This is a genomic window from Paraburkholderia xenovorans LB400, from assembly GCF_000013645.1.
GTDB lineage: Bacteria > Pseudomonadota > Gammaproteobacteria > Burkholderiales > Burkholderiaceae > Paraburkholderia > Paraburkholderia xenovorans.
Genome location: NC_007952.1, coordinates 346,658 through 372,417, shown reverse-complemented (window position 1 = coordinate 372,417; position 25,760 = coordinate 346,658). Strand labels below are relative to the sequence as shown.

The following is a 25,760-nucleotide window of genomic DNA, read 5'->3' as shown; positions in this document are numbered from 1 at the left end:
ACATGACTACCCAACCGACTCACACACTCTTCAAGCCGCTGCCGGGCGCGCAAGGTGCGGCCGCCGCGAACGTCGCGATCTGGTTCAACGATCAGCCGCTGTCCGTGCCCGGCGGCCGCTCCGTAGCGGCGGCCCTGCTCGCCGCAGGCGTGTCGCGCTTTCGTGCGACGCCCGTGTCCGGCGCACCGCGCGGGCCTTTCTGCATGATGGGCGCGTGCTTCGAATGTCTGGTCGAGATCGACGGCGTGCCGAGCCGCCAGGCTTGCATGGTCGAAGTCAAAGCCGGCATGCGGATCCATTCGCAAGAAGGCGCCCGCGATCTGCCGCCCGCGAGCATGACGGACGCACCGCTGGAGAACGCACATGGCCGCTGATTTCGCATCTGAATTCGCTTCCGAAACCGTCGATGTCGTCGTGGTGGGCGCCGGCCCCGCCGGCATGAGCGCGGCGACGCGCACGGCGCGCGCCGGCCTCAGGACCGTGCTGATCGACGAACAGGACGCCGTGGGCGGCCAGATCTATCGCGGCATCGGCCGCGCCGATGCGCGCCGCAAGGAGATTCTCGGACCGGACTACGCGGCGGGCGCCGCCATCGCCGATGCGTTCGCCGCCTCCGGCGCGCACCACGTGACCAATGCGACCGTGTGGCAGGTCACGCGCGAGCGCGGCGTCAATTATCTGAAGGACGGCAAGATCGGCAGCTTCGACGCGAAATGCGTGATTCTCGCGAGCGGCGCATTGGAGCGGCCCTTCCCGATTCCCGGCTGGACGCTGCCCGGCGTGCTGACGGCGGGCGCCGCGCAGATTCTTTTGAAGAGCGCGGGCGAAGTGCCCGCCGCGCCGCCGGTGCTCGCGGGCTGCGGACCGCTGCTGTATCTGCTCGGCTGGCAATACGTGCGCGCCGGCGTGCCGATCCGCGCGCTGGTCGACACCACGCGTCACGAAGACCGCTGGCGCGCGAAACGTCACGTGGTGTCGGCACTGCGCGCGTGGCCGTTCCTGAGCAAAGGCCTGCAACTGATCCGCACGCTGCGCCAGGCAGGCGTGCCGATCTTCGAGGCGGCGGACGATCTGCGCGTGGAAGCGCGCATCGGCACGGATCATGTCGAGCGCGCCGCTGCGCTTCACTTCACGACACAAGGCACGGCACATCGTATCGAAGCCGATGTGATCCTGCTGCATCAGGGCGTTGTGCCGAACACGCAATTCACGCAGGCGCTGCGCGCCGCGCACCGCTGGGACAACGCGCAGCTCTGCTTCACCCCGAAAGTCGATGCATGGGGCGAACTGGATGTGCCGGGCATCTTCATCGCGGGCGACGGCGCGGGCATTGGCGGCGCGCAGGCGGCAGCCTTGCAGGGCACGCTCGCGGGTCTCGCGGCAGCCGCGCAACTCGGCGCGCTCACCACGGCGATGCGTGATGCGGAAGCCGTCGCGCACCGCCGCGCACTCGCGGATGTGATGCGCATCCGGCCGTTTCTCGACAGCCTGTACCGTCCGCGCGACATCAACCGCATTCCGCGCGACGAGACCATTGTGTGCCGTTGCGAGGAAGTCACTGCGGGAGAGTTACGCAAGTTCGTCGAGCTCGGCTGTGTCGGACCGAATCAGGCAAAGTCGTTCGGACGCTGCGGCATGGGTCCGTGTCAGGGGCGCATGTGCGGCCTCACGGTCACGGAAGTGATCGCCGACGCGCGCCGCGTCTCGCCCGCCGAAGTTGGCTACTACCGCATCCGTCCGCCGATCAAGCCGCTCACGCTGGGAGAGCTTGCCGGTGAATGACGCGACCGACATCCAGGAAGCCGATGTCCTCGTGATCGGCGGCGGGCTGCACGGCACGAGCAGCGCGTTCCATATGGCGAGGCGCGGCGCGAACGTGATTGTGCTCGAAGCCGATTATGTGGCGCGTCACTCCTCGGGCGTGAATGCGGGCGGCGTGCGCACGCTGGGGCGTCCGTTGCCGGAGATTCCGCTTGCGTTGATGTCGCGGGAAATCTGGCACGGCATGAACGATCTGCTGGGCGAGGACGGCGGCTTCGTTCCTTCCGGCCAGTTGAAGATCGCCGAAACGGACGACGAACTCGAAGCGTGCCGCCAGCGCGTCGCATTGCTCGAATCGCATGGATTCACGCACGAGAAAGTGATCGACCGGCAAACCGTGCTCGACCTCGAACCGGCGCTCGCGCGGCACGTTACCGGCGGAATCTGGGCGGAGCGCGACGGCTACGCGTTGCCTTATCGAACCACGACGGCATTCCGGCTCGCCGCGCAGCGGCTCGGCGCGCGTTTTCTGGAAGGCACGCCGGTGCGCCGCATCGAGCAGCGCGGCACGCGATGGTTCGCGGTCACTCCGCATGGCACGTTCAGCGCGCAAAAGCTGCTCGTCACCGCGGGCGCATGGTCCGGCGAATTGGCGCAGCAGGTCGGCGAGCCCGTGCCGGTGCATCCCGAAGGTTTGATGCTGATGGTCACGCATCGCGTCGCGCCCTTCTGTTCCGCGACGCTCGGCGCAACCGGCAGGCCGCTGTCCTTCAAGCAGTTCGACAACGGCACGGTGGTAATCGGCGGAAAACTGATCGGCATTGCGGACCTGGCCCATCGCCACGGCGAAGTCGATTTCGTCCGCCTCGTGCGTAGCGCACGGACCGTGACCGATCTGTTTCCTCATCTGCGCCATCTCGGCGTGAACCGCGCATGGGCCGGTGTCGAGGCCTTTACCGAAGACGAACTGCCGGTGATCTCCGCGAGCCGCAAGGCGTCTGATCTGTATTACTCGTTTGGCTATTGCGGCAGCGGCTTCCAGCTCGGGCCGGGCTGCGGCAAGCTCGTGTCCGAACTGATGCTCGACGGCGCGCCGTCGATTTCGCTCGATGCGTTTGCCATTGATCGCTTCGGCCGCAATGCGGCATCTTCCCTCACGCGCGCCGCGTCTCTCGCGACGCATTAACCGATTTCATTTTGTGCAGCGTCGCGCCGATAGTCGGCGCGCGCGGCGGCTTCGTTCGACTTCAACTGGAGAAATTGTCATGACCGATATCGTTCGTATCGAAACCAACCAACGCATGAGCCGCGTCGTCAAGGCTGGCGGCCTCGTGTTCGTCGGCGGCCAGACTTCCGCCGATCACACCGCTGACGTGAAAGTCCAGACCGCGAAGGTGCTGGAGAAGATCGACAACTATCTGGAGAAGGCCGGCATCGACAAGACGCGCCTGGTTTCCGCACAAGTGTGGCTCGCGGACATTGCCCGCGATTTTGCGGGAATGAACGAGGTATGGGACGCGTGGGTGCCGCAAGGCAGCGCACCCGCACGCGCGACGGTGCAGGCAAAGCTCGCCGCGCCCGAGTTGCTCGTGGAAATCGCGGTCGTGGCGCTTGCCTGAAAGACGCAGCCGGCGCGGCTGGTTATCTCGCGCGCGGCGGTCTGCAAACTGACGTTCGAGGTCGATGCGCCGTCATCCGCCTGGCTTAGACGCTGTTGCGAAATTAAGTTTTGGGTCTGTTAACTTTTCCGGCTTGGTGTTAACTTTCTGTCTTGTTTTGCCTGACAGGAAGCGATGCCTAAAGAACTGATAGACGACGAATTGTGGTTACTCATCGAACCACTGCTGCCTGCGCGAGCACCACGCAATCGCCAGTTTGCGGGCCGCAAACCGAAACCCGACCGAGCGGTGCTGACCGGCATCGTGTTTGTGCTGCGCTCAGGCATTGCGTGGAACCTTCTGCCGCAAGAAATGGGATGTGGTTCAGGCACAGCTTGCTGGCGACGGCTCGTCGCGTGGCAAAAGGCAGGTGTCTGGCAACACATTCACGAAGCGTTGCTCGCCGAACTGCGTCGCCGTGGCGAAATCGATTTCTCGCGTGCGCTCGTCGACAGCTCATCGATTCGCGCCGTGCTGGCGGGAAAAAAACCGGCCCGAATCCCACGGACCGGCGCAAGCTCGGCAGCAAACACCACCTCATCGTCGACGCGCAAGGCATCCCGCTCGCGGTCATCCTGAGCGCGGCGAACCGGCACGACATTACCCAGCTTGATGCGCTGGTCGATGCCATTCCGCGCATCCGGGGCAAGCGGGGTCGTCCCTTGCACAAGCCGCGAATCGTTCAGGGCGACCGGGGCTACAGTTCCGAACCCCATCGGCAACGCTTGCGTGAGCGAGGCATCACGCCACTACTCGCAAAAGTCGGCGCGCCGCATGGCAGTGGGCTCGGCAAAACACGTTGGCCAGTCGAGCGTTCGATTGCGTGGCTTCACTCGTTTCGACGGCTCAAGATTCGTTACGAACGCTATGCGCATGTTCACGAAGCATTCCTGTCTTTGGCTTGCGCCTTAATTTGCTGGACGCGCCTAAAGCCTCTGTTTAACTAATTTCGCAACAGCTTCTTAGCCGCCCATTCGCCGCAGGAAGAAAGCGCTTGGCGGGTTGTTGACATGAAGCGAGGTAGCCTGCAGTCTAAGAACGTTATGGCAACGTCGTGCCTCCCGTCCGGAGCACGGACCAGAGAGACCAAACCGTGCCAAGGCACAACCCAGTTCTCCAGCGCGCCCGGAAGGCACCCGTAAAACCCAGGCGCCCGTGGCTCTTCATCACGGGCGCGATCCTGCTGCTGGCCGTGTCAGGCTGGGTGCTGGCAATCATTCTCGCGCCTGCATTTCAGCATACGATCGTTGTGACGTCTGGAGCCGACGGCGGAATCTATCGCGGCTTTGCCGACCGCTACGCGCCGATCCTGAAACAGAAAGGCATCACGCTCGATATCCGTAGTTCTTCCGGTTCAGTCGAAAACTATCAGCGGCTGAAGGACCCACGCAGCGAATACCAGGTCGGCTTTATCCAGTCCGGCACGACTCGCCCGAAAGAAACCGACGACCTGAAAACGATCGCCGCGGTCTCGTACGAACCGATCTGGGTCTTCTATCGCGGCGACACTACGATCGACCGGTTGGCGCAACTGCGCGGCGAACGCATTTCCATCGGCGTGCCGGGCAGCGGCCTGCTCAACGTTGCCCTGCAACTGCTCGCCTACAGCGGCGTTTCAGGCGACAACACCACACTGTTGCAAATGGACGCGGCCAAGGCTTATCAAAGTCTGGAAAACGGACAACTCGATGCGGCGTTCTTTATCGGCAGGCCGGATGCCGAGATGCAACGAACCCTGCTGAACAGCAATCTGAAGCTGATGAGCTTTGCTCAGGCCGACGCGCTGGTCCAAAAATTTCCGTCACTCTCCAAGGTCATTTTTCCGCGTGGCTCGACGAGCATTGCCAACGATCGCCCGTCAGCCGATGTCACCCTGCTCGCCGCCACGGCTTTGCTCGTGGCCAAGGAATCCCTGCATCCAGCCTTCGTCTATCTGTTGCTGGATGCAGCCAGCGCTGTTCACGGCCGTGAAGATTACTTCACGCCGCTCGGTAAGTTTCCCAACGTCAACACCGACGAATTTCCTGTTTCCGATGAAAGCATCCGCTATTTCAAGTCTGGGCGCCCCTTCCTTCAGCGCTACCTCCCGTTCTGGCTGGCCAGTTTTGTCGAACGGCGTCTTCTGATCCTGCTGCCTTTTGCGGCTTTACTGCTTGGCGTGCTTCAGGCGTTGCCGCGAATCGCGGAGACGCGGATCAAAAACCGCCTCGTGGTCTGGTATCGCGAAGTGAAGCTGCTGGAAGATGAGATATGGCGAAGCGACCGACCAGGCCGGGAGCAGATTTCGCAATGGAGCGAAGAGATCGAACAGATCGACGCGCACGCTAACCAGATACGCCTGCCGCAGCGATATCTTCCGGATATTTACGCCCTCAAGCAGGCTATTGATGTCGTGAGGGGGCGAATTTCCTATATGGCACGACAGACGGAGAAATAGCCAACGGGAAGATTCGGCCGCCACGCGCTCAAAGTATGCGAGCACCTCGCGACCTTTGAGCGTCCACGTCACCGTGCGATCAATGCGCCCGAACGGTGGCAGGTCGGATTTCAGTGCCGCGCATGGCGACGCGATGCGCGTGAAACCACAACTGTCATCGCTTCGGGCACGTGCCGCCTCTCTCGGTGACCGCGCGAGGCTTTCGAACGAGCCATGTGACCAGGACGACATCCGGCGTTTTCGTTAGGCATGCTTCACGTGCGTCTCAACTTTCTGATGGTCTGAATGAATGCACGCCCGGCTGGCCGTCCGCTGATTTATGAATATTCATATTAGCGATAATATTGGCCGCCCTTGCATCGCCCACAAATTTTTGAGCCCTATATATGGGCGAATCCTTTCGTTTCTATTATAAGAGCATAGGGGATTGTACTGAGGCTTCGAATTGATATTATTGACTAATATTATTACCTACCAGGCGACCTCTTCGCCTCCAACCTGATTTCAGCCTGGTGCATGGCCTGGACGGCGAACTGCACGACACGGCAGCGCATTTTTATAACCCGTCGGAAATGAGCGCGGTTCCAGGGAACAACTGCTTGCCTAACGCAGAATTGTCGACGATTCAGTTTGCATAACTAAGTGATTCAACTCAAAACAGAAGCATGGTTTCATAGGAGGAGGTCATGATGTCCAGAGGAATTGGATTAGTTACCGTTCTATTAGCGATAAGCGTCGGACTTGCCGCATGTGACGGAGATAGCGGCGGCCCGACCGCGTCTCAGGCAGCGAATGTATCGACTTCAGGTTTGGCACCCGCGAATGCCGCGCCCGCGTCGAACGACAATGCATCGATAGATGCGGCGACAACGACTCCCCTACCTTGCGACGCCGCCGCCACGGCCAACACACCATGCTCCGCGGCTCATAGCGTCACACGCCTGCTGACCAGGAATTACAGGGGGCCGTTATTCCAGGTTCAACGGGCATCCGACAATGCAAAGCAGGACATCTATCCCTATACGTCCAGCACGTTGCCGCACGGTGCTGACCGCTCGCTGATCGGCTCAGCCAATGTCAAAAGCGCGAACACGTTCTGCAACAACACCACCTGTTCCGTCACCTACATTTACGACCAGATCGACCTGGTCGCGCCGCTGAAGGGCGGAGCGTTCGGCAATGTGCCGGCCACACTCACACTCAACCCGGACGGAACCGAATCACTGACCGTTCCGAATAGCGGGTCGCGGCCGCAAAAAACAACGACCGTGCCGGTGCTCAACGGCTTTGCGACGATCACGCTTCCGGGAACCAGTGGAGCGCTGGCTGTTCAACTGTCGCAGCCGCCTACCGCGCTGACCGCCCAGTCACCCACGCTCCAGTTATCTATCGGGAACGACTTGCCGGCGCTCTCCGGCACACCGGCGAAACTGGGCTTCGTGCCGCTGCAAGGCGCGCAGATTCCCGCGCTGGGCACGTTGGCGGGACAAGCGTATCGCAACAGGTTCGGCACGGTGAACCAGTCGATCGGCGATAGCGACATCGCCGAATATATGGTGGCGGGGGCGCACTATAGCCAGTCCTCCACGTGCTGTGGGACTTACGGAAATATGGAAAACAGCGCCAATCCCGGCACCTACGCACATGGAGAAATCGAAGGCGAGATGTTCGCGCTGGCGTTCTCAAATGGCAACGCTGCTGTATTTGGCTACTGTGACGGCAATTCGAACCAGCCGCCCAACGTAAAAGACCCCGTTTGCAATGCGCGCGATACCAACTGGCCGGGTGTCGACGCGGAGGCAGGCGTCTATCTGTACGGCCCGCCGCAGCCTGCACGGGAAAAGTTCGTCACCGTGCTCTCCAAATACTCGCCGGTGACTGCGTCGAATATCTTCGCCGTCAAAGGCGGCTCGGCCTCGCAGAGTGTGCTGACGGCGCTCTACGATCAGGCGCCCCCGGAAGCCTATAACTTCGGCAACGATGCGGGTCACGCATTTAACGGGCAATGGCAAGGCGGGCTGTCGCTTGGCGAAGGCGGCGACGGTAGCGCTGCGCCTATCCAGTTCTTCGAAGGAGCGGTGATCACCAAGGCGACATCCGACACGACCGACAACGCGATTCAGGCGAGCATTGCAAGCTTTTATGGACCGCCGGCCGACAAGGCGGTGGCCGCCTGCTATGCAAACAACCTGATCAACTCGCCGCTGAGTCTCGCCACGCCGGATATCTGGTCTCAACAGAATGGCGGCACCGCCGTCCCTGCGACCGATATTTCGGGAGTGAACAGAGGGGCCGCAACGGTGACCAGTACCAACGGCTCGTCAGTTTCGAATGTCCGCGAAATCATCAGGGTTCAGGGCGGCCAATCGTATAGCTTTACTGACTATGTTCTCGCCACCAGCAACGCGACGGTCTTTCCTGGCGGATCGATCCAGACCGACGACCCGAGCGGCACCGAATTCGCGTGGGTCCTCAATACGAATACGGGCGCTGTAGTGCGAGGGACGTGGGGCGCCGGGCAACCCACTGCGCTGAGCGCCGTGAGGTCCGGCAATTGGTGGAAAGTGACGATGACCCTGACCGCTCCTGCTGGATCGAACAATGCATCGGTGTTTATCGATCCGCCCACGTCCAACGCTGCCGGCGCCCGCTCACAGCAAGCGTCGTACTTGAGCGCAACGCATTATTGCCCGAGCCTTGCAATCGTGGCCAGTTCGGGAACGTAGGCGTGAATGGAGCGGCGGTTTCGGCAAACACCCGCTCCTGGAGGAATGAGCGAATCGGTCCGGACGGTGCTTCGGCACCGTCCGGACCGGATCGGAATGGAAGATGTCCGGTTCGATAGCGGCCAGCTTCGATGCGTTGGAACGGCACACTGCGTTTTGTGTGCAAGCATGCCCTGTCCACTCGCGCGGCCAACTACATGTTCGGGTAGTTCGGACCGCCGCCACCCTCGGGCGTCACCCACACGATGTTCTGCGTCGGGTCCTTGATATCGCACGTCTTGCAGTGCACGCAGTTCTGCGCGTTGATCACGAGGCGTTCGGTGTTGTCGTCGTTCTTCACGAACTCGTACACTTGCGCCGGGCAGTAACGCGACTCCGGGCCCGCATAGGTCTGCCAGTTCACGTTCACCGGCACGGACGGATCTTTCAGCGTCAGGTGTGGAGGCTGGTTCTCTTCGTGGTTGGTGTTCGAGATGAACACCGACGAGAGACGGTCGAACGTCAGCTTGCCATCGGGCTTCGGATACGTGATCGGCTTGCATTGCGAAGCCGGTTTGAGCATCTCGTGATCCCAGTGCTGGTGATGCAGCGTCCAGGGCACATTGCCGCCCAGCAGCTTCTGTTCGATGCCCACCATCAGCGTGCCAAGGTACAGGCCCTTGCTCATCCACTGCTTGAAGTTACGTGCGCGATGCAGTTCCGTGTGCAGCCACGAGGTCCTGAAGCTCTCCGGATAGGCCATCAGTTCATCCGACTGACGTCCAGCCTGCACCGCTTCGAACGCCGCTTCAGCGGCCAGCATGCCGGTCTTGATCGCCGCGTGCGAGCCCTTGATCCGCGATGCGTTCAGGAAGCCCGCATCGTCGCCGACCAGCGCACCGCCTGGGAACACCAGCTTTGGCAGCGACATCAGGCCACCGGCGGTGATCGCCCGTGCGCCGTACGACACACGCTTGCCGCCTTCGAGCACCTTGCGGATTTCCGGATGCGTCTTGTAGCGCTGGAATTCCTCGAACGGCGACAGGTACGGATTGGTATAACCGAGGCCCACCACGAAGCCCACCACCACCTGGTTGTTATCCATGTGATAGAGGAACGAGCCACCGTACGTGTCGCTCTCCAGCGGCCAGCCGGCCGTGTGCATCACCAGACCCGGCTTGTGCTTCGACGGATCGATTTCCCACAGTTCCTTGATGCCGATGCCGTAGACCTGCGGATCGACGCCGTCGCGCAGCCTGAATTTATCGTTCAGCTGACGGCCCAGGTGCCCACGCGCGCCTTCACAGAAAAGCGTGTACTTCGCGTGCAGTTCCATGCCGAGCTGGAAGTTTTCGGTTGGCTGGCCGTCCTTGCCGATACCGAGGTTGCCGGTCGCGACGCCTTTGACCGAGCCATCTTCGTTGTACAGAATCTCGGCTGCGGGAAAACCCGGAAAGATCTCGACACCCAGTGCTTCGGCCTGCTGACCCAGCCAGCGCGTCACGTTCGCGAGACTGATCACATAGTTGCCGTGGTTTTTGAAGTTATCCGGCAACGCCCAGACCGGTACGCTCTTCGAACCGGTTTCGGTCAGGAACAGGAAACGGTCTTCGGTCACATCCACCGTCAGCGGTGCGCCTTTTTCCTTCCAGTCCGGGATCAGCTCGGTCATGGCGCGCGGATCCATCACCGCGCCCGAGAGGATATGCGCCCCGATCTCCGAGCCTTTTTCCAGTACGCACACGCCAATTTCAGCGCCTTGTTCCGCTGCCAGCTGCTTCAGGCGGATCGCCGCGGACAGGCCGGCCGGCCCGCCGCCGACGATCACGACGTCGTATTCGATTGCTTCGCGAGTGATCTCATCGTCACTCAGGAATGTCGGGATTGACACAGCACCGATCTCCAATATTTTCTAATTGATCAAACAACAGAATGCCGCGGTTGAGCGAATTGCCTGAACGTGTCGCGCCGCGAAGTCGCGTCGGGCCGACCAGCCGTCAACCCGGTGATGCGATCCCACCTGTCGCCCCGCGCAAATCGGGCATGCGCGCCACATTCATCGTCGGCCGCGTGGTCTCCGGGGGGAACACGGACCACGAACCGTCGTCATGGCGGAAGAAGAAGATCGACAGCTCACCGGTCGCCCGCCTCGACGCCACGCACACGTAACGCCACCGGCTCGCCCGGGAGTGACTGAAAAGCGTGACGCGCGCCCGCATCTGCGAATCTGGTCCGAACCACCTTTCCACAAGACGGCGCAACGACGTTTCCCGGGTATTCACTGCCTCTCCTCCCATACCGACTGACACGGATGCGAGCCGCGACGATCATCCGCCGGAGCCCCAGGATCGCCGACTGAACCACGATCCCTCTCATGCTTCCTGGGACGACAGTAAGGCAATGCTCTTCCAATACCACCACCCCGCTGGAGTAGAGCCGCCCTCAGAGGCAATGCCGGCACTACCAACCGGACATTTCCCGATCCGCGGCAACAAGGTTTTCCCTAGCCTACCTGTTCCGGGTGGTTGCCCACTCGCGTTCAGCCTTTACCGTGGCGCTACAAAGTCCGCATTACCGGCAGGAACAGCAATGCCTGCCGGGAACAGGACTACAGGAGACAACTATGACCGCATCCCCTGATTTCCAGGCAAAGTCCGCATGGACGATGACCTTACTGCTGACGGGGCTCGCCCTCATCAATTTCCTGGACAAGATCGTGCTCGGCCTGGTGGCAGTGCCATTGACCGCTGAACTGCATCTATCACCAGAAAAATTCGGGCTCGTCGCCGGCAGCTTCTTCTGGCTCTTTTCCATTTCCACTGTCCTGGTGGGATTTCTTTCGAACCGCTTCCAGACTCGCTGGTTATTGCTGGCAATGGGCCTGAGCTGGGCGGCACTCCAGTTGCCGCAAGCAATGGCGACGAGCGCGCTGGCGCTTCTCATCTGCCGGGTGATCCTGGGCGCTGCCGAGGGCCCGGCGTTTCCCGTCTCCGTGCATGCGCTGTACAAGTGGTTCCCCGACCGGCAACGCAATCTGCCTGTCGCGATCATCAACCAGGGTGCGGCTTTCGGCATGCTGCTCGCCGGCCTGGTGATTCCGCTCGTTACGAGACAGTGGGGATGGCGCATGAACTTTCTGCTGCTCGGCGCGATAGGCGCGGCGTGGAGCGTGTTGTGGGCGTGTTTCGGACGAGAGGGAGGACTCGGCAGGCAGCAGGCCGCACCGATCGTGCGAACGCGTGTGTCCCGGTTGCCCTATCGGCGAATCCTCACGGACCGCTCTGTCCTCTCCGTGTTCGCACTCGGATTCACCGCCTACTGGACGTTGGGTCTGAGCCTCACCTGGATACCCACCTACCTCGAAAAAGGCCTCGGATTCAACGGTGTCGAAGCAGGTCGTTGCTTCGCCGTCGTGGTCGCGACCGCGACGCCGGTCAACGTGGGTCTGAGCTGGTTGTCGCAACGCATGCTCGGGCGCGGCGTATCCACGCGCAAGGCGCGTGTCCATCTGATCTGTCTGTCGGCGGTTGCCGGGGCCCTGCTGTATATCACCCTCATGCTGCTTCACTTGCCGCCATTGCAGAAAGTAGCGCTGCTCGCGATCGCAGGCGCGCTGCCCACCCTGAGCTTTACGCTCGCCCCCGCGTTGCTCGCCGAAATGGTCCCCGACACCCAGCGCGGATCGCTCGTCGCCATCCACACGGCACTCGCGAGTCTTGGCGCCGCCTTCGCTCCCGCCGTGATGGGACGGATCGTACAGGTCTATGGCGGCAACAATAGTCATGCCTATGAACTCGGCTTCACGGTCAGCGCCGTACTGCTCATCGCGGCTTCCCTCGCCGCGCTGCGCTGGCTTCATCCGGATCGCTCGCACAAAACGCTCAATCACTTTGCTACGCAAGCCACGGCTTGATGCACGTCTGGCCAGGTCAGCGGAGATAAGGGCACCAGCCGCTGTGCGTGCGCAAATCCCATCCAATCAACAGAGGCGCCATGATCAGACCGGGTAACAACGCTCAAAACACAATGATCGCAGCAGAGTACGACTACGTCGTCGTAGGCGCAGGCTCCGCGGGCTGCGCCGTGGCCGCGCGACTGGCGGAGGACCTGTCGGTCACGGTCGCTCTGCTCGAAGCGGGCCCGCATGACCACCACATGAGCGTATGGGTGCCGATAGGTCTGGCATCGACCGTGCAAAAAGCCGGTCCACGCAACTATGCGTACTACACGGAACGCCAGCCCGGCCTTGACGGACGCCCTTCCTTTCAGCCACGCGGACGCGGCCTGGGCGGCAGCTCGTCGATCAACGGCATGGTCTACATTCGCGGACATCGCAACGATTACGACGAATGGGCCGGCATGGGTTGTACGGGTTGGGGCTTCGATGACGTACTGCCCTACTTCCGCCGCAGCGAATGCAACCAGCGCCACGCCGGACGCACCGACGACCCGTGGCACGGCGGCGACGGCCCGCTGCATGTCAGCGACCTGCGTTCGCCCAACCCGTTCTCTCATCGTTTCGTGAACGCCGCCCTGCAAGCCGGATTGCCGCTGAATACGGACTTCAACGGCGCGGAGCAGGAAGGCGCCGGCCTTTATCAGGTCACGCAATTCAACGGCGAACGCTGGAATGCCGCGCGTGCCTACCTGCACAACGGCAATGCGAAAGATGCGAACCTGAACGGCGGCCGCCCGAACCTCGATGTTCTTCCGGACACCCAGGTACTGCGCCTCGTCGTCGAGGACAAACGCGCGCGCGGCGTGCGCGTGGTGCGTGCAGGCATCGAGCAGACAGTGCGGGCCCGGCGCGAAGTCGTGCTCAGTTGCGGCGCCTTCAATTCGCCGCAACTGCTGATGGCTTCGGGCATCGGTCCGGCCGGGCATCTGCGCAGCCACGGTATCGAGGTCATACAGGACCTGCCCGGAGTGGGCGAAAATCTGCAGGATCACCTCGACGTGATCGTCAACAAACAGGTCAAGTCCAACGACCTCTACGGCTACTCGGCGGGCGGCTTTCTGCGGCTCGCATCCGGCATATGGCGTTACCGGCGCGATCGCAGCGGCATGGTCAGTTCCAACTTCGCGGAGGCGGGCGCCTTTGTGAAGACCCGCCCCGACCTGGCCGTCCCGGACGTGCAGCTCGCCTTCGTTCTCGCTCTGCTCGGCAATCGCACTGTGGCGAAACGTAGCAAGCTCGGGCACGGCTACTCCTGCCATGCTTATATTCTGCGTCCGCAAAGCCGCGGTCATGTGCGTCTGCGTAGCGCGGACATGCGCGACGCACCGTCGATCGATCCGCGCTTTCTGTCAGCAGAGGCCGACATGGACGCGCTGGTCGCCGGCGTCAGAATCGTTCGCCGTATCTTTGCGCAGCCGGCGCTGGCCGAAGCGGGCGGACAGGAACTGCTGACGGACGACTTCGGACCGGACGATTCGAACGAAGAGGCGATCCGGGCGTTCGTGCGCAGTCGCGCCGACAGCGTTTTTCATCCGGTCGGCACATGCAAGATGGGCATCGACTCAATGGCCGTGGTCGACCCGAGCCTGCGCGTGCGCGGCATCGAAGGTCTGCGCGTGGCCGACGCGTCGATCATGCCGACGCTGATCGGCGGCAACACGAATGCGCCCGCCATCATGATCGGCGAGAAAGCCGCCGATCTGATCCGCGCCGACAACCGGTAGCGTGCCGCTCCGCGCGCTGAACCTGCCACTGCAAAGCGACGCCCGCAACAAGAACCCGGCATACGCGAACCGCGTCCGCCTGTGAAACCGCCGCAACCGCCGCGAGCCCCGAGTGCCGCGGCGCACGCGGGCCCAGACAAATGGAGACATGACATGCAAGCAACTGAGATCGCACCCGATACGGCAGTAGTGCACTCGAATTCCGATGCCTGGCCGTTCGTCGTCGAACGCTATACACCGACCATCGGTGCGGAGATTCGCGGCGTCGATCTGCGCGATCCGCTCGACGACGAGACCTACGCTGCACTGCGCCGCGCACTGTTGAAGTTCAAGGTGCTGTTCTTCCGCGACCAGGACATCACTCCCGCGCAGCATGTCGCGGTGGCGAAGCGATTCGGAGAACTGGAGATCCATCCTGCGTTTCCCCACCATCCCGAACATCCGGAACTGGTGATACTCGGCCGCAACGATACCAAACGCGGCCGCGAAAACCTGTACCACTCCGACGTATCGTGGCGCGAGATTCCATCAATGGGCTCCATGTTGCGATGCGTGCAATGCCCAGAGGTCGGCGGCGACACCATGTGGATCAACATGGTGGCGGCCTACGACAACCTGCCCGGCGACGTGAAGGCGAGAATCGCCGGCCTCAACGCGGTTCACGACTTCCTCCCGCTATTCGGCATTGCCGTGCCCAAGGACCAGCACGCGACCATGCGCGCGAAGTTTCCACCCGTCGAGCATCCGGTTGTGCGGATTCATCCCGAAACCGGCGAGAAGATCCTCTACGTCAACGAGGCGTTTACCACGCATCTGTCGAACTACGGCCAGTTGACTGCCACGGAATATCGCGTCGGTTTCGACTACAAGCTCGCCGAACTGGATCTGCTGCAGTACCTGTTCCGCCAGGCCCAGGCGCCGGAATATCAGGTGCGCCTCAAGTGGCGCCCGAACACGATCGCCTTCTGGGACAACCGCTCGTGTCAGCACTACGCGGTCCAGGACTACTTCCCGGCACCGCGCCACATGATGCGTGCGACGGTGATCGGCGATCGTCCGCTAGCCGCATGAGCTCGACACGCCCCGAAGAACCCAAGGAAACGCAATGAAAACGTTGAACACCTTCTACATCGGCGGCCATTGGGTCGAGCCGTCCGCCGGCAGCACGCAGACGGATATCGTCAATCCGGCCACCGAGACGCTGACCGGCCACCTCGCAATGGGAACCGCGCAAGACGCGGATCGTGCCATCGCCGCGGCGCGAGCCGCCTTTCCGGCGTGGTCGGAATCGAGCCGCGCCGAGCGGGTCGCGCTGCTCGAGCGGATCATAGAATGCTATCGCGCGCGGCTCGACGACATCGCCGAGGCGGTCCGCATCGAGATCGGCGCACCCATCACGCTGTGCAAGCATCTGCAGGCCGCAATCGGCCTCTCGCAGCTCGAAGCCGCACTGGAAACGCTGCGCCATTTCGAGTTCGAGACTCGTCACGACAAGAGCTATGTGCGCCGCGAAGCGGTCGGTGTCGCGGCACTGATCACGCCGTGGAACTGGCCGTTGAATCAGATCGCCGCCAAAGTCGCGCCGGCCCTCGCTGCCGGTTGCACCATCGTGCTGAAGCCGTCCGAAATCGCTCCGCTGGACGCCGTCATCTTCGCGGAAATCATGCACGCGGCGGGCACGCCGCCGGGTGTATTCAACATGATTTTCGGCGAAGGACGGGTGGTCGGCGCGCGGCTGTCGTCGCATCCCGGCGTCGATATGGTATCGATCACCGGCTCGACACGCGCCGGCGTCGAAGTGGCCGTGAGCGCCGCGCCCACGGTCAAGCGTGTAGCGCAGGAACTCGGCGGCAAGTCACCCCTGCTGATTCTCGACGACGCCGATCTGCAGCAGGCAGTGACGAGCGGCGTGATGCAGTGCATGGCGAATTCCGGCCAGACCTGTGTCGCGCCAACCCGCATGCTGGTGCCGCGCGAGCGATACGACGACGCCATTGCGATTGCCGCGGCGGTAGCCAACGGGATTGTCGTCGGCGATCCGGCGGACCCGGCCACCAGGATGGGCCCGATCTCGAACCGCGCGCAATACGAGAAGGTGCAGCACATGATCCGGGCCGGTATCGAGGAAGGCGCCCGCGTGATTGCCGGCGGTCCCGGCAGGCCGGAAGGATTGGCACAGGGCTTCTACGCGCGCCCCACCGTGTTCGCGGATGTCCGCAACGACATGATGATCGCACGCGAGGAAATTTTCGGGCCGGTGCTGGTGATGATTCCGTACGACGGCGAGGAACACGCCATTACGATCGCCAACGACACGCAATACGGTCTTGCCGGTTATATCGCCACCCGTGACCCCGAACGCGCACGCCGCGTGGCTGCGCGCCTGCGTGTGGGATCGGTGCGGATCAACGGCGCGATGCTGGACATTACGGTTCCATTTGGTGGCTACAAGACATCCGGTAACGGGCGGGAATATGGTCGGGAAGGGTTGGCCGAATTTCTCGAGTGCAAATCGGTGACGGGCTAAAGCACCGCCAGGCACCTGTGCAAAGGGCCTGCTCATTACACCATGAGCAGGCCCCCAGGTTATTGCAGAAACGTTTGAAATGCCTTTACAGCGCGCCTTTTACAACGTGGACAACGTCAGCGCGTTCGTCACCGACGTGACGCCTTCAACGCCTTCAGCCGCCTGAGTCGCCAGACCGACCTGCGCCTGTTCGGGCACGGTTCCTTCCAGTATCACCGCGCCGTTGTGCGCCCGCACCGTGATGGTGGCGGCCCTCAGCCCTTTCGTTCTGCTCAGCGCACGAACCACGTTCTTCTGCAGCGCACGATCGGCGGCCTTGATGGCTTTCGCGTCCGGTGCATACGCGTGGCCCGACGCGGGAGCCGCATCGCTGCCCTGCGCGTACACGTTAAACGACGCCAGAACGAGCAACACCCCACCTGCCAGCGTGAATACCTTGTTTTGATTCATCGATGTTTTCCTGTTGTTATATCGGAGCGTTGAAAACAGCTACGACAGCGCTCACGAACGACGCCGCCAGGCGGCGGCGTCCGTGAACGCTTACCGCAGTTAGAAACGATGCGTCATGCCGAGCACCGCAAGAATCTGCTTCGAACCGCTAGCGACGCCCGTGGTGCCAGGCCAGCTCATGTTTGCCGTGCCGTTGTTCTTCAGGTAGCCCGCGCGCATGTAGAGGCTCGTACGCTTGGACAGGCTGTGGTCGACGCCGACTTCGATACCCGGCGTGTTGTCGTGAACGCCACGCACATCCCGCTCGATGCCGGCGATTTCGATCACGTCCGCCGGCGTGGCCTGAATCGTCGCGCCCAACTCGATAATGCTGTACGAGTGAACCAGCGAAGCAAGCGGCAACTTGACCGTCGGCGTAACCGTGACCAGCGCGCCTGCCGGCGCATCTTTCGGCCTGTTATACGAGTAGTTGAACTGAAAATTGACGATGCCCCACCGGTAGGCGAGCGCGCCGGTAAAGTGCTCCGTTCCCATCAGGTCGAACGTGGTCAGCAGGGACGGGGCGGCAGCCACCAGCGGCGCGGTCTCCTGCGATCCATGCTGATACTGGTAACCGACACCGGCGTAAAAACCATAGCCCGAATAATTCGCCGCCAGGTCGATCATCGCGCCGGACCGCACCGGCACAGGCTGCGTCACCGTGGCCGGCATCCCGTACATGGCGTAGACATGCACGCCTCTCATGTCGGGTGACGTGTAGACGATCGAATTGCTGGTTCGTCCGGACACGTACTGCGTTGCGAGCGTGGAGCGATCGGTTGCGCCGGCGAGGTCGGCGGCTGCCAGCGGTGACATCACTTCATTGCCGCGGAACGGATCGGTGAAGTAGACGGCCCAGAAGCTCGGCTGATACTGGCGGCCGAAGCTCAGCTGGCCATAGGAATCGTGCTTGAGTCCCACCCACGACTGCCGGTAGAACATCGCCGTGCTGTCGGCAAAAAACGCTCCGTTGTTGAGGTTGAAGCCGGTTTCGACGTCGAACACCGCCTTCAGCCCGTTACCGAGATCTTCGCTCCCTTTCAGGCCGAACAGGGAACCGGTCGAACCGCCGCTTCGTTCGGAAAACGAATGATTTCCACCGTTATCCAGATACTGGACGAACACGTCCGCTACCCCGTACAGCGTGACGCTCGATTGGGCCGCCGCTCCTCCTGCGGCGAGAATCAAGCTTGCCCCGCAAATACTCTGACTCATGAAACGCATGCATGTCTCCTCTTTGTGTTTGCCGTGTCCAACGGACACGGGTAAAGCAAACTCATGCAGATGTCCGCCGGGACGACGCCCGGCAATATGCCGGCCTGTCGCTGCGAGCCCATATTGCAGGGACCTCCGGGCAGATCACCTACCCAAACAGAGGGGGGACGGGAATACCCCGAGCGATGAAAAGGGTGGCGAAACGCATCGAACTTTCCCCCCCGATATAGGGGGCGGCCGGGTTCCGGCGTTCAAATAGGCTCGGTGGTATCGATCACTCAAAGGCCGGCGCGCTCCTCGCGCAGACATGTGCAATGTCCCGTTTCAACGAGAGCGCGGTCTGATCCATCTTCCATCAATCGAATGAGTGCTTCAGCAAGCGAGATATCCATGTCTGCCATTCCATCGAATCCTTCAACACGGCAGCTCGTGCATACCCGGCGTGTCGAATGCATGGGCTTCAAACGACGCGACGGCCTGTTCGACATTGAAGGCCACATCCGCGATACGAAGGCCGACGATTCGGACCTGCTCTTCAAGACCGTGCCGGCCGGCTCGCCGATTCACGACATGCGCATCGTGGTCACAATCGATTCAGAGCTTCTGATCCATCGCATCGAGGCTCATACGGACTCCTCGCCGAGCCGCTTTTGCACGGAAATCAACGAGGCGTATGCCGGTCTCGAAGGCATGACCATCGGCGCGGGCTTCATGAAAGAGGTCAAGAGCCGTCTTTCCGGTCCGAAAGGCTGCACGCATCTGACCGAGTTGCTCGGCCCCATTGCCACGACAGCGATCCAGACATTGATGGGTTGGCGCAAGGCGGCACCCGCCGGGCGAGACTCCGGCGAGGCGACAGGCAGCGCTCAGGCTCATCCAATGGTCGACACCTGTTACGCATGGCGCGCGGGCGGCGACGTCGTGCAATTCGTGGCACGGCGCAAACAGGAATCGGTACGCGGCGAAGCGCAGACCGCCGGCGCGACGCCCCCGCCAGACCAGTGATGATCCGGGAAGACACTGCCCCGCTGAACGTGAAAACGCTACCTGCGCTGCGCTACAATATGTGGATTATCACTTCGTCCTTTGGCCCTCGCCGACCAGGCGCGAAGCCGGGGCGCGCAAGGCGCAGGTCACGATGCCGCAGAATTCCCCTCCCGTGGACCCACGCCGCTCCCAACGCGGTGCCGCGGAATCCCGAGCCGATCCCCGCTTGATTCCGCCACGCGACACCGCCCGCGTCGTCGCACGCGAACGTCTGCTGACCCAGCTACTCGAGGCCCGGCGCAACCGTTGCGTCGTGCTTCAGGGCCCCGCCGGTTGCGGCAAGACGAGCCTGCTGATCGCGTGGCGCGAAGCCCTGCTTTCGCTCGGTTTCGATATCGCCTGGCTGACACTCGCGCCGGAAGACAACGAACTGGCGCATTTTCTCGACTACCTCGTCGCCAGCCTCGCCCAGGTCGACCCGGCCATGTGCCACGAAGCGGCCTTGCTAGGCGGCCGCGGCATGGACGACGAAGCGGTCGAACGCACCATCATCGCCCTCGTGCGCGGCATCGCCGCCCATTCGAACGACGTCGTGCTGGTGCTGGACGATCTGCATCACGTTGCCAATGCCCGCAATCACGAAGCATTGCAATGGCTGCTCGACTACGCGCCGGCGAATCTCCATCTCGTGCTCGTCTCGCGTGGCGCGGTGCCCCTGTCGCTGGGACGCCCGCGCGACCAGGGCCTCGTGCTGGAACTCGACATGCGCGACCTGCGTTTCACGGCCGCCGAATCCGAGGCCTTCCTCAAGGCGCAGTTGGGCGAGATCGGCCAGCGCGAAGCACGTCACATGCACGAACTGACGGACGGCTGGGTGGCGGGACTGCAACTCTTCGCGATACGCCTGAAAAGAAAGAAGCAAGGCATAACGGACCTCGCGCCGTCCGACCCGCTCGCGAACGCCCAGCTTCTGGATGCTCGCGGATTTGCGGCGTATTTCGAACGCGAGGTGTTGTCGCGCCTCGCGCCATCCGAGGTGGAAATGCTGGTCCGGATGGCAAGCTGCACGCGGGTATGCGCGCCGCTGTGCATCGCGCTGATCGGCCACGGGCAATCGCCCGCCGAAGTGCGCGCGCTGCTGACAAGACTGGAAAACGACAATCTGTTCATCGCGCCGATCGAAAGTTCGGGTAGCGAGACGTGGTATCGGTTGAACCCGCTCTTTCGCGAGACGCTACTCGAGCGTTTTCGGGCACGCAGCGAACTGCATCAGCGCGAGGTGCATCTGGCGGCGTGGCTCTGGTTTCGCGACCACCGCCAGCACGACGACGCCGTGCGTCACGCCTTACTCGCAGGCGAGCCGGCGGCGGCGGCTGATCTCGTGCTGCGTGTTGCCCGAACCATGCAGATCGAGGGCGATCTGCGCAAGCTGGTCGGGCTGATACGTCTGCTGCCGCTCGCCGAAGTGCAAACCCGCATCGGACTGCGCCTGTGGATGTTGCATCTGCAACTGTATGCGCGCGAATTCGACGCCTGCGCCGCGGCCATCGCGCGCCTGCATGCCGATATCCCCGAAAGCGATACACATTCGCGCTACCGGCTCATCCTGTTGCGGGCGGCCCTCGCCGTTCAGCGCGACGACACGGACGAGGCGCTATCGGTGTTGCCGCACTTGCGGCAAATCCCCGCCCATGCCGACAGCCTCACCGTGGGCGGCCGCAACAACCTGCTGTCATGGATTCACATGCGCCGCGGTGAGTACGATGAAGCGCGCCGCGTTCAGAGCGAGGCGCCGCAACCTCTCGTGGATGGTGTGCCGCTCATGGGTACTTCGGCCGGCATACTGAACGGCCGCTGCATTGCAGGCTTCAGCTATGCATTGGAGGGCAAGTTCATCCAGGTCGAGCGCATCAGCCGCGACGTTCTGTTCGAGGCGGATCAACGCGGCAGCGCCGCCGCCGAAGCGGCATGCTTTGCGGCGGCACTGCTCGGCGAAGTGCTGTACGAATTCAACGACCTGGAAGCGGCCCGCAAACTTCTGGAGGATCGCGTCGACGTGCTCGAACGCGTGTCCATTCCGGACTCCGTGTTGCGTGTCCTGACGGTGCTGTCAGCGGTCCATTGGGCCGAGGGACACCACCTCGATGCGTTCGCCTATCTCGAACGCCTCGAAGAATACGCGACGCAGTACGGCTTGCCCCGGCTCGTCGCTCATAGCGTGGCCGAGCAGATTCATCGGCATCTGCTGAGCGGTCAGTTCGATGCGGCGGAAGCCGGCCTCGCCCGGCTCGACATGATCGCGGCGCGCGCGGCAGGCACCGTGACGGACGCTGCGACGGGCACCGCGGCGGAAATCCACGCCATGACGGAGAGTTCGCACATCAACTGGTGCATCGCCCACGAAGATTTCGAGGGCGCCGCGTGCCGTCTTCAGGCGCTGATTCCATTCTGCGAGGCGCGCGGCTGGCAGCGGCACGTTGCTCACTTCCAGATGCAGGCCGCCGTGGTCGATGCAGGCCGCGGCCGCGCCGAGGCCGCGCGCGAAGCCGTGCTCGCCGCGTTGCGCCGAGGTCACCGGCTGGGTCTGGTGCGCAGCCTGCTCGACGCCGACCCCAGCGCGCTCGATCTCATTGCCGCAGTAGTGCAAGGCGAGCCGCACGATCCGGTTCTGTCCTTCTATGTGAGCCGGCTGAACGCGGCGAAGGCCGCTTCGTCCAGCGGCGCGGAGCCGCCCGCCAAACCCGCCAGCCGAAGCGCGCCGCCCACCGCCGCCGAAACGCTGAGCGAGCGCGAGGTTCGGGTTGTCGGCCTGCTTGCGCAGGCATTGCCGAACAAGAAGATTGCCCGCACGCTCGGCATTTCGCCTGAGACCGTCAAGTGGCATCTGAAGAACATCTACGGCAAGCTCAGCGTGACGAGCCGCGACGAGGCGGTGGCACGCGTACGCGATCTCGAACTGGGCTCGACGCCCGTTGCCGGCGAAGAGACAGACTGACGCACCACGCGTCTTCACGAGCTCCGCCGGGTGGTCCCTCACCGTTCTGCGCCATCCTTCCTTGCTACCCACCTCGGGTGGTTCTCTCCCGGTCGCGAGCCACTATCCTATAAGTCAAGGGGTCGCGCGCCCGTTCACGGCAAGCGCGCCTCACATAACCAACGCCGGTGCGCACCATCGCGCGCGCTGAAGCTCAGGAGACAAGCGTAATGACTACGCTCATGGCTAGTGAATACACCGCAGCCCCTTACCGTCCCGTACGCTTTCCGGAACGGCGCCCGCTCGTCGAACGCCGCCCCGACGGCACCTTGATGCTGAGCTCCGCCAGTCCGCCCCCCGACATCGCACAGAACAGCTTCGCCGCTTTTGTCCCCGAATGGGCCGAGCGCCGCGGCGATAGTCCGGCGTTCTGCGAACGCGACAGCAGCGGCGACTGGCGCACGATGAGCTGGCGCGAACTATGGCGTCAGTTACAAACGGTGGCGGCGTGCTTGCTGGAGATGGGCCTCGGCCAGCAGCGCCCGCTAGTCCTGCTGTCAGGTAATTCGATCGAGCAGGCTGTGCTTCTGCTCGCGGCCGAGTATGTGGGGATTCCTGCCGCACCCGTTTCGCCGGCCTATTCCACGCTCAGTAAAAACTTCGCCCGTCTGAAAGGCGTGCTCGAACTGGTGCCACCGGCGGCCGTGTTCGTCCAGGATGCGGCAGCGTTCGAACGCGCGCTCGCAATCGACGAACTGGCGGCAACGCCGGTTATCGCCGTGCGCAACGTTCAACCCTCGCACCACGCATGGGCCGATCTGCTTGCTGCCGACATGACGCCGGCGCGTGTCGCCGCCGTTGCCGCAGCGCATGCGGCCATCCGCGAGAGCGATACGGCCCGCGTCCTCTTCACGTCGGGCTCGACCGGCACGCCGAAAGGCGTGCCGCTGGCCTACAGCAACCTCAAGGCAGTCGCGGCCTATTACGCCGACAATCTCGGCTGGCTGCGCGAATCGCAACCGGTGTTTCTCGACTGGCTGCCGTGGCATCACGGCCTCGGCGGAGTCCTGAACATCGGGCGCTCCGTCCAATTCGGCGCGACCCACTATATCGACGACGGCCGCCCGCTGCCCGGCATGATCGAGCGCACCGTTCGCAATCTGCGTGAAGTGTCGCCCACGGTTTTCACCAGCGTTCCGTCCGCATGGGCGGTGCTGGCGGGCGAACTCGAGCGCGACCCCATGCTCGCCCGCAGCCTGTTCGCCAATGTGCAGTATTTGGGCTACGGCGGCGCGAGCTTGCCCACAGACGTGTGGCATCGCATCCAGCGTGTGGCGGTGGACACGATCGGCAAGCGCATCGTCTTCTCCACGGGCCTCGCCTGCACCGAGACGAGCGGCATGGGCACCTACTGCGGCTGGGCCGCCACGGATCTCGGCAACATCGGCGGCCCGGTGCCGGGCTCCGAAGTGAAGCTCCTGCCGCTCGAAGGCGGCGACGGCCGCTACGAAATCCGCATGCGCGGCGCGAATGTGTTTGCCGGCTACATCGGCAATGCCGTGCTCACCGCCGCCGCCTTCGACGAGGAAGGCTACTTCCGCCTGGGCGATGCCGTGCGTCTCGCGAATCCGGAAGATCCGGCCGCTGGCCTGCTGTTCGCCGGGCGCGTGGTGGAAGACTTCAAGCTGACGAACGGTACCTGGGTGCGAACCGGCGCGGTGCGGCTCGGCCTGCTCGATCTGTGCGCCCCGCTCATCTCGGATGCGGTGATCTGCGGCCACGACCACGAATTTCTCGCGGCGCTCGCGTGGCCGAACGTGGCCGCCTGCCGGCGCCTCGCGCCCGAACTCGCCGAGCTCGACGCGGCGGCGCTGGTCGAGCATCCGGTCCTCGTCGCGGCACTGCGCGAACGTCTTGGCCGCCACAAGGGCGGCGGCGCCAGCCGGACGATCGAACGCCTGATGCTGATGGCCGAGCCTCCTTCGATCGACGCCAATGAAATCGCCGAAAAAGGCTATGTGAACCAGGCCGTGACCCGCGCGCGCCGCGCCCATCTGATCGAACAGCTCTACCACACAGAACCGGCGGCGCATATCGCCTGCGCGCGATAACGCCATCCATCGGCCCATGCCGATCTCATTCACAGGAACTTAGTAATGCAAATTACCCGTACCGTTTTTCGTGACGATCATGAAATGCTGCGCACCACGGTGCGTCGCTTCCTGGAGCGCGAATGCACGCCCAAACAGGCCGAGTGGGACAAGGCCGGCCGTGTGGACCGCGAAACGTGGCTGAAGGCGGGCCGCGAGGGTTTGCTGTGCCTCACGCTGCCGACTGAATACGGCGGCGGTGGCGGCGACTTCGGCCACGCGGCGATCCTCAACGAGGAAGTCAATCGCGCCGGTCTGAGCGGCCTGGGCTTTGGCGTGCATTCCGACGTCATCGCTCCGTATATCGCTCGCATCGGCAATGAGGAACAGAAGCAGAAATGGCTGCCGAAAACCTGCACCGGCGAATCCATTCTCGCGATCGGCATGACCGAGCCCGGCACCGGCAGCGACCTGAAGGCGATACGCACCACCGCCTTGCGCGACGGCGACGAGTACGTGATCAACGGCAGCAAGACCTTCATCAGCAACGGCCTGAACGCCGACCTGATCATCCTGGTCTGCAAGACCGATCCCAGCGCGGGCTCCAAGGGCGTCAGCCTGATCGTCGTCGAGGCGACCCGCGAGGGATTCCGCCGCGGCCGCAAGCTCGACAAGGTCGGCATGCACTCGCAGGACACCGCCGAGCTGTTCTTCGACAACGTGCGCGTTCCCGTGAGCAATCGTCTCGGTGAAGAGGGCAAAGGCTTCGCCTATCTGATGGGCGAATTGCCGCAGGAACGGCTCTCGATTGCCATCGGCGCGGCTGCAAAACTCGAAGCCTGCCTCGAGCACACGATCAACTACGTCAAGGACCGCAGAGCCTTCAATCAGACCGTGTGGGACTTCCAGAACACGAAGTTCAAGCTGGCCGACATCAAGGCGCAGGCGACCGCCGTGCGCGTGCTGGTCGACCACTACCTCGCCGAGCACGTGCGCCGGCGTCTGACTCTGGAAGAAGCGGCGATCGCCAAGCTGTTCGCGACCGAATCGCTCGGCAAGGCGCTCGACGACATGGTGCAGCTGCACGGCGGCTACGGCTACATGCTGGAGTACCCCGTGGCCCGCGCGTTCGCCGATGCGCGCGTCAACCGTATCTATGGCGGCACGAGCGAGGTCATGCGCGACCTCATCTCCCGCAAGCTGTAATTCGAACATTCCATTTCAAGGAGCAGTGA

18 protein-coding genes are annotated in these 25,760 nt (G+C 62.9%); 15 read left to right on the top strand and 3 right to left on the bottom strand.

Going from position 1 to position 25,760, the window contains the following annotated elements:
- The first annotated feature begins 2 nt into the window (after positions 1-2).
- From BXE_RS23650 to BXE_RS23620, 7 genes are all read left to right on the top strand, one after another.
- Positions 3-374 carry a (2Fe-2S)-binding protein gene (locus BXE_RS23650; protein ID WP_011490655.1) on the top strand — a complete coding sequence of 124 codons (372 nt, stop codon included), beginning with the start codon at positions 3-5 and terminating at the stop codon, positions 372-374.
- Entirely contained in the window at positions 364-1,782 is a 1,419-nt protein-coding gene (locus BXE_RS23645) for an NAD(P)/FAD-dependent oxidoreductase (protein WP_011490654.1), read from the top strand. Before BXE_RS23650 ends, BXE_RS23645 begins: the two co-directional genes overlap by 11 nt.
- Entirely contained in the window at positions 1,775-2,947 is a 1,173-nt protein-coding gene (locus BXE_RS23640) for an NAD(P)/FAD-dependent oxidoreductase (protein ID WP_011490653.1), read from the top strand. The genes BXE_RS23645 and BXE_RS23640 overlap by 8 nt, the downstream gene beginning before the upstream one ends.
- Before the next feature lie 79 nt (positions 2,948-3,026).
- Positions 3,027-3,380, top strand: coding sequence for a RidA family protein (locus BXE_RS23635; RefSeq protein ID WP_011490652.1), 354 nt, complete (start codon positions 3,027-3,029; stop codon positions 3,378-3,380).
- Positions 3,381-3,554: 174 nt separating this feature from the next.
- A protein-coding gene (locus BXE_RS44505; RefSeq protein WP_407668610.1) for an IS5 family transposase occupies positions 3,555-4,366 on the top strand; the annotation gives its coding sequence in 2 pieces (ribosomal slippage) (positions 3,555-3,891 and positions 3,891-4,366; 813 coding nt in all).
- A gap of 146 nt (positions 4,367-4,512) precedes the next feature.
- A complete protein-coding gene (locus BXE_RS23625; protein ID WP_040124110.1) occupies positions 4,513-5,856 on the top strand; it encodes a TAXI family TRAP transporter solute-binding subunit in 1,344 nt (447 codons plus the stop codon).
- A gap of 809 nt (positions 5,857-6,665) precedes the next feature.
- On the top strand, positions 6,666-8,582 hold the full coding sequence (locus BXE_RS23620; protein ID WP_233518984.1) for an arabinofuranosidase catalytic domain-containing protein: 1,917 nt from the start codon (positions 6,666-6,668) through the stop codon (positions 8,580-8,582).
- 193 nt (positions 8,583-8,775) lie between these two features.
- On the opposite strand, the gene BXE_RS23615 is transcribed toward BXE_RS23620, so the two are convergent.
- Complete coding sequence (locus tag BXE_RS23615; RefSeq protein WP_085953640.1) at positions 8,776-10,446, bottom strand: electron transfer flavoprotein-ubiquinone oxidoreductase; 1,671 nt, start codon at positions 10,444-10,446, stop codon at positions 8,776-8,778.
- Positions 10,447-11,184: 738 nt separating this feature from the next.
- On the opposite strand from BXE_RS23615, the gene BXE_RS23610 reads away from it, so the two are divergent.
- From BXE_RS23610 to BXE_RS23595, 4 genes are all read left to right on the top strand, one after another.
- Positions 11,185-12,474, top strand: coding sequence for an MFS transporter (locus BXE_RS23610; RefSeq protein WP_011490648.1), 1,290 nt, complete (start codon positions 11,185-11,187; stop codon positions 12,472-12,474).
- 80 nt (positions 12,475-12,554) lie between these two features.
- A complete protein-coding gene (locus BXE_RS23605) occupies positions 12,555-14,243 on the top strand; it encodes a GMC family oxidoreductase (RefSeq protein WP_011490647.1) in 1,689 nt (562 codons plus the stop codon).
- A gap of 153 nt (positions 14,244-14,396) precedes the next feature.
- A complete protein-coding gene (locus tag BXE_RS23600) occupies positions 14,397-15,314 on the top strand; it encodes a TauD/TfdA dioxygenase family protein (protein WP_011490646.1) in 918 nt (305 codons plus the stop codon).
- Positions 15,315-15,348: 34 nt separating this feature from the next.
- A complete protein-coding gene (locus BXE_RS23595) occupies positions 15,349-16,770 on the top strand; it encodes an aldehyde dehydrogenase family protein (RefSeq protein ID WP_011490645.1) in 1,422 nt (473 codons plus the stop codon).
- Between the two features lie 99 nt (positions 16,771-16,869).
- Here the strand turns inward: BXE_RS23595 and BXE_RS23590 are convergent, their stop codons facing one another.
- Positions 16,870-17,220, bottom strand: a complete 351-nt coding sequence (locus BXE_RS23590) for a BON domain-containing protein (RefSeq protein WP_011490644.1) — start codon at positions 17,218-17,220, stop codon at positions 16,870-16,872.
- 99 nt (positions 17,221-17,319) lie between these two features.
- Positions 17,320-18,483 (bottom strand): porin, encoded by a 1,164-nt coding sequence (locus BXE_RS23585; RefSeq protein ID WP_011490643.1) that lies wholly within the window; start codon positions 18,481-18,483, stop codon positions 17,320-17,322.
- A 381-nt stretch (positions 18,484-18,864) separates the two neighbouring features.
- Here BXE_RS23585 and BXE_RS23580 point away from each other — a divergent pair, with 381 nt between their 5' ends.
- The 4 genes from BXE_RS23580 to BXE_RS23565 all read left to right on the top strand — a co-directional run bounded on the left by BXE_RS23580 (position 18,865) and on the right by BXE_RS23565 (position 25,731).
- A complete protein-coding gene (locus BXE_RS23580) occupies positions 18,865-19,479 on the top strand; it encodes a DUF2889 domain-containing protein (protein WP_040124111.1) in 615 nt (204 codons plus the stop codon).
- Between the two features lie 133 nt (positions 19,480-19,612).
- Entirely contained in the window at positions 19,613-22,456 is a 2,844-nt protein-coding gene (locus BXE_RS23575; protein ID WP_011490641.1) for a LuxR C-terminal-related transcriptional regulator, read from the top strand.
- Between the two features lie 209 nt (positions 22,457-22,665).
- Positions 22,666-24,546 (top strand): feruloyl-CoA synthase, encoded by a 1,881-nt coding sequence (locus tag BXE_RS23570; RefSeq protein ID WP_011490640.1) that lies wholly within the window; start codon positions 22,666-22,668, stop codon positions 24,544-24,546.
- 45 nt (positions 24,547-24,591) lie between these two features.
- Positions 24,592-25,731, top strand: coding sequence for an acyl-CoA dehydrogenase family protein (locus BXE_RS23565; RefSeq protein ID WP_011490639.1), 1,140 nt, complete (start codon positions 24,592-24,594; stop codon positions 25,729-25,731).
- Positions 25,732-25,760 lie beyond the last annotated feature (29 nt).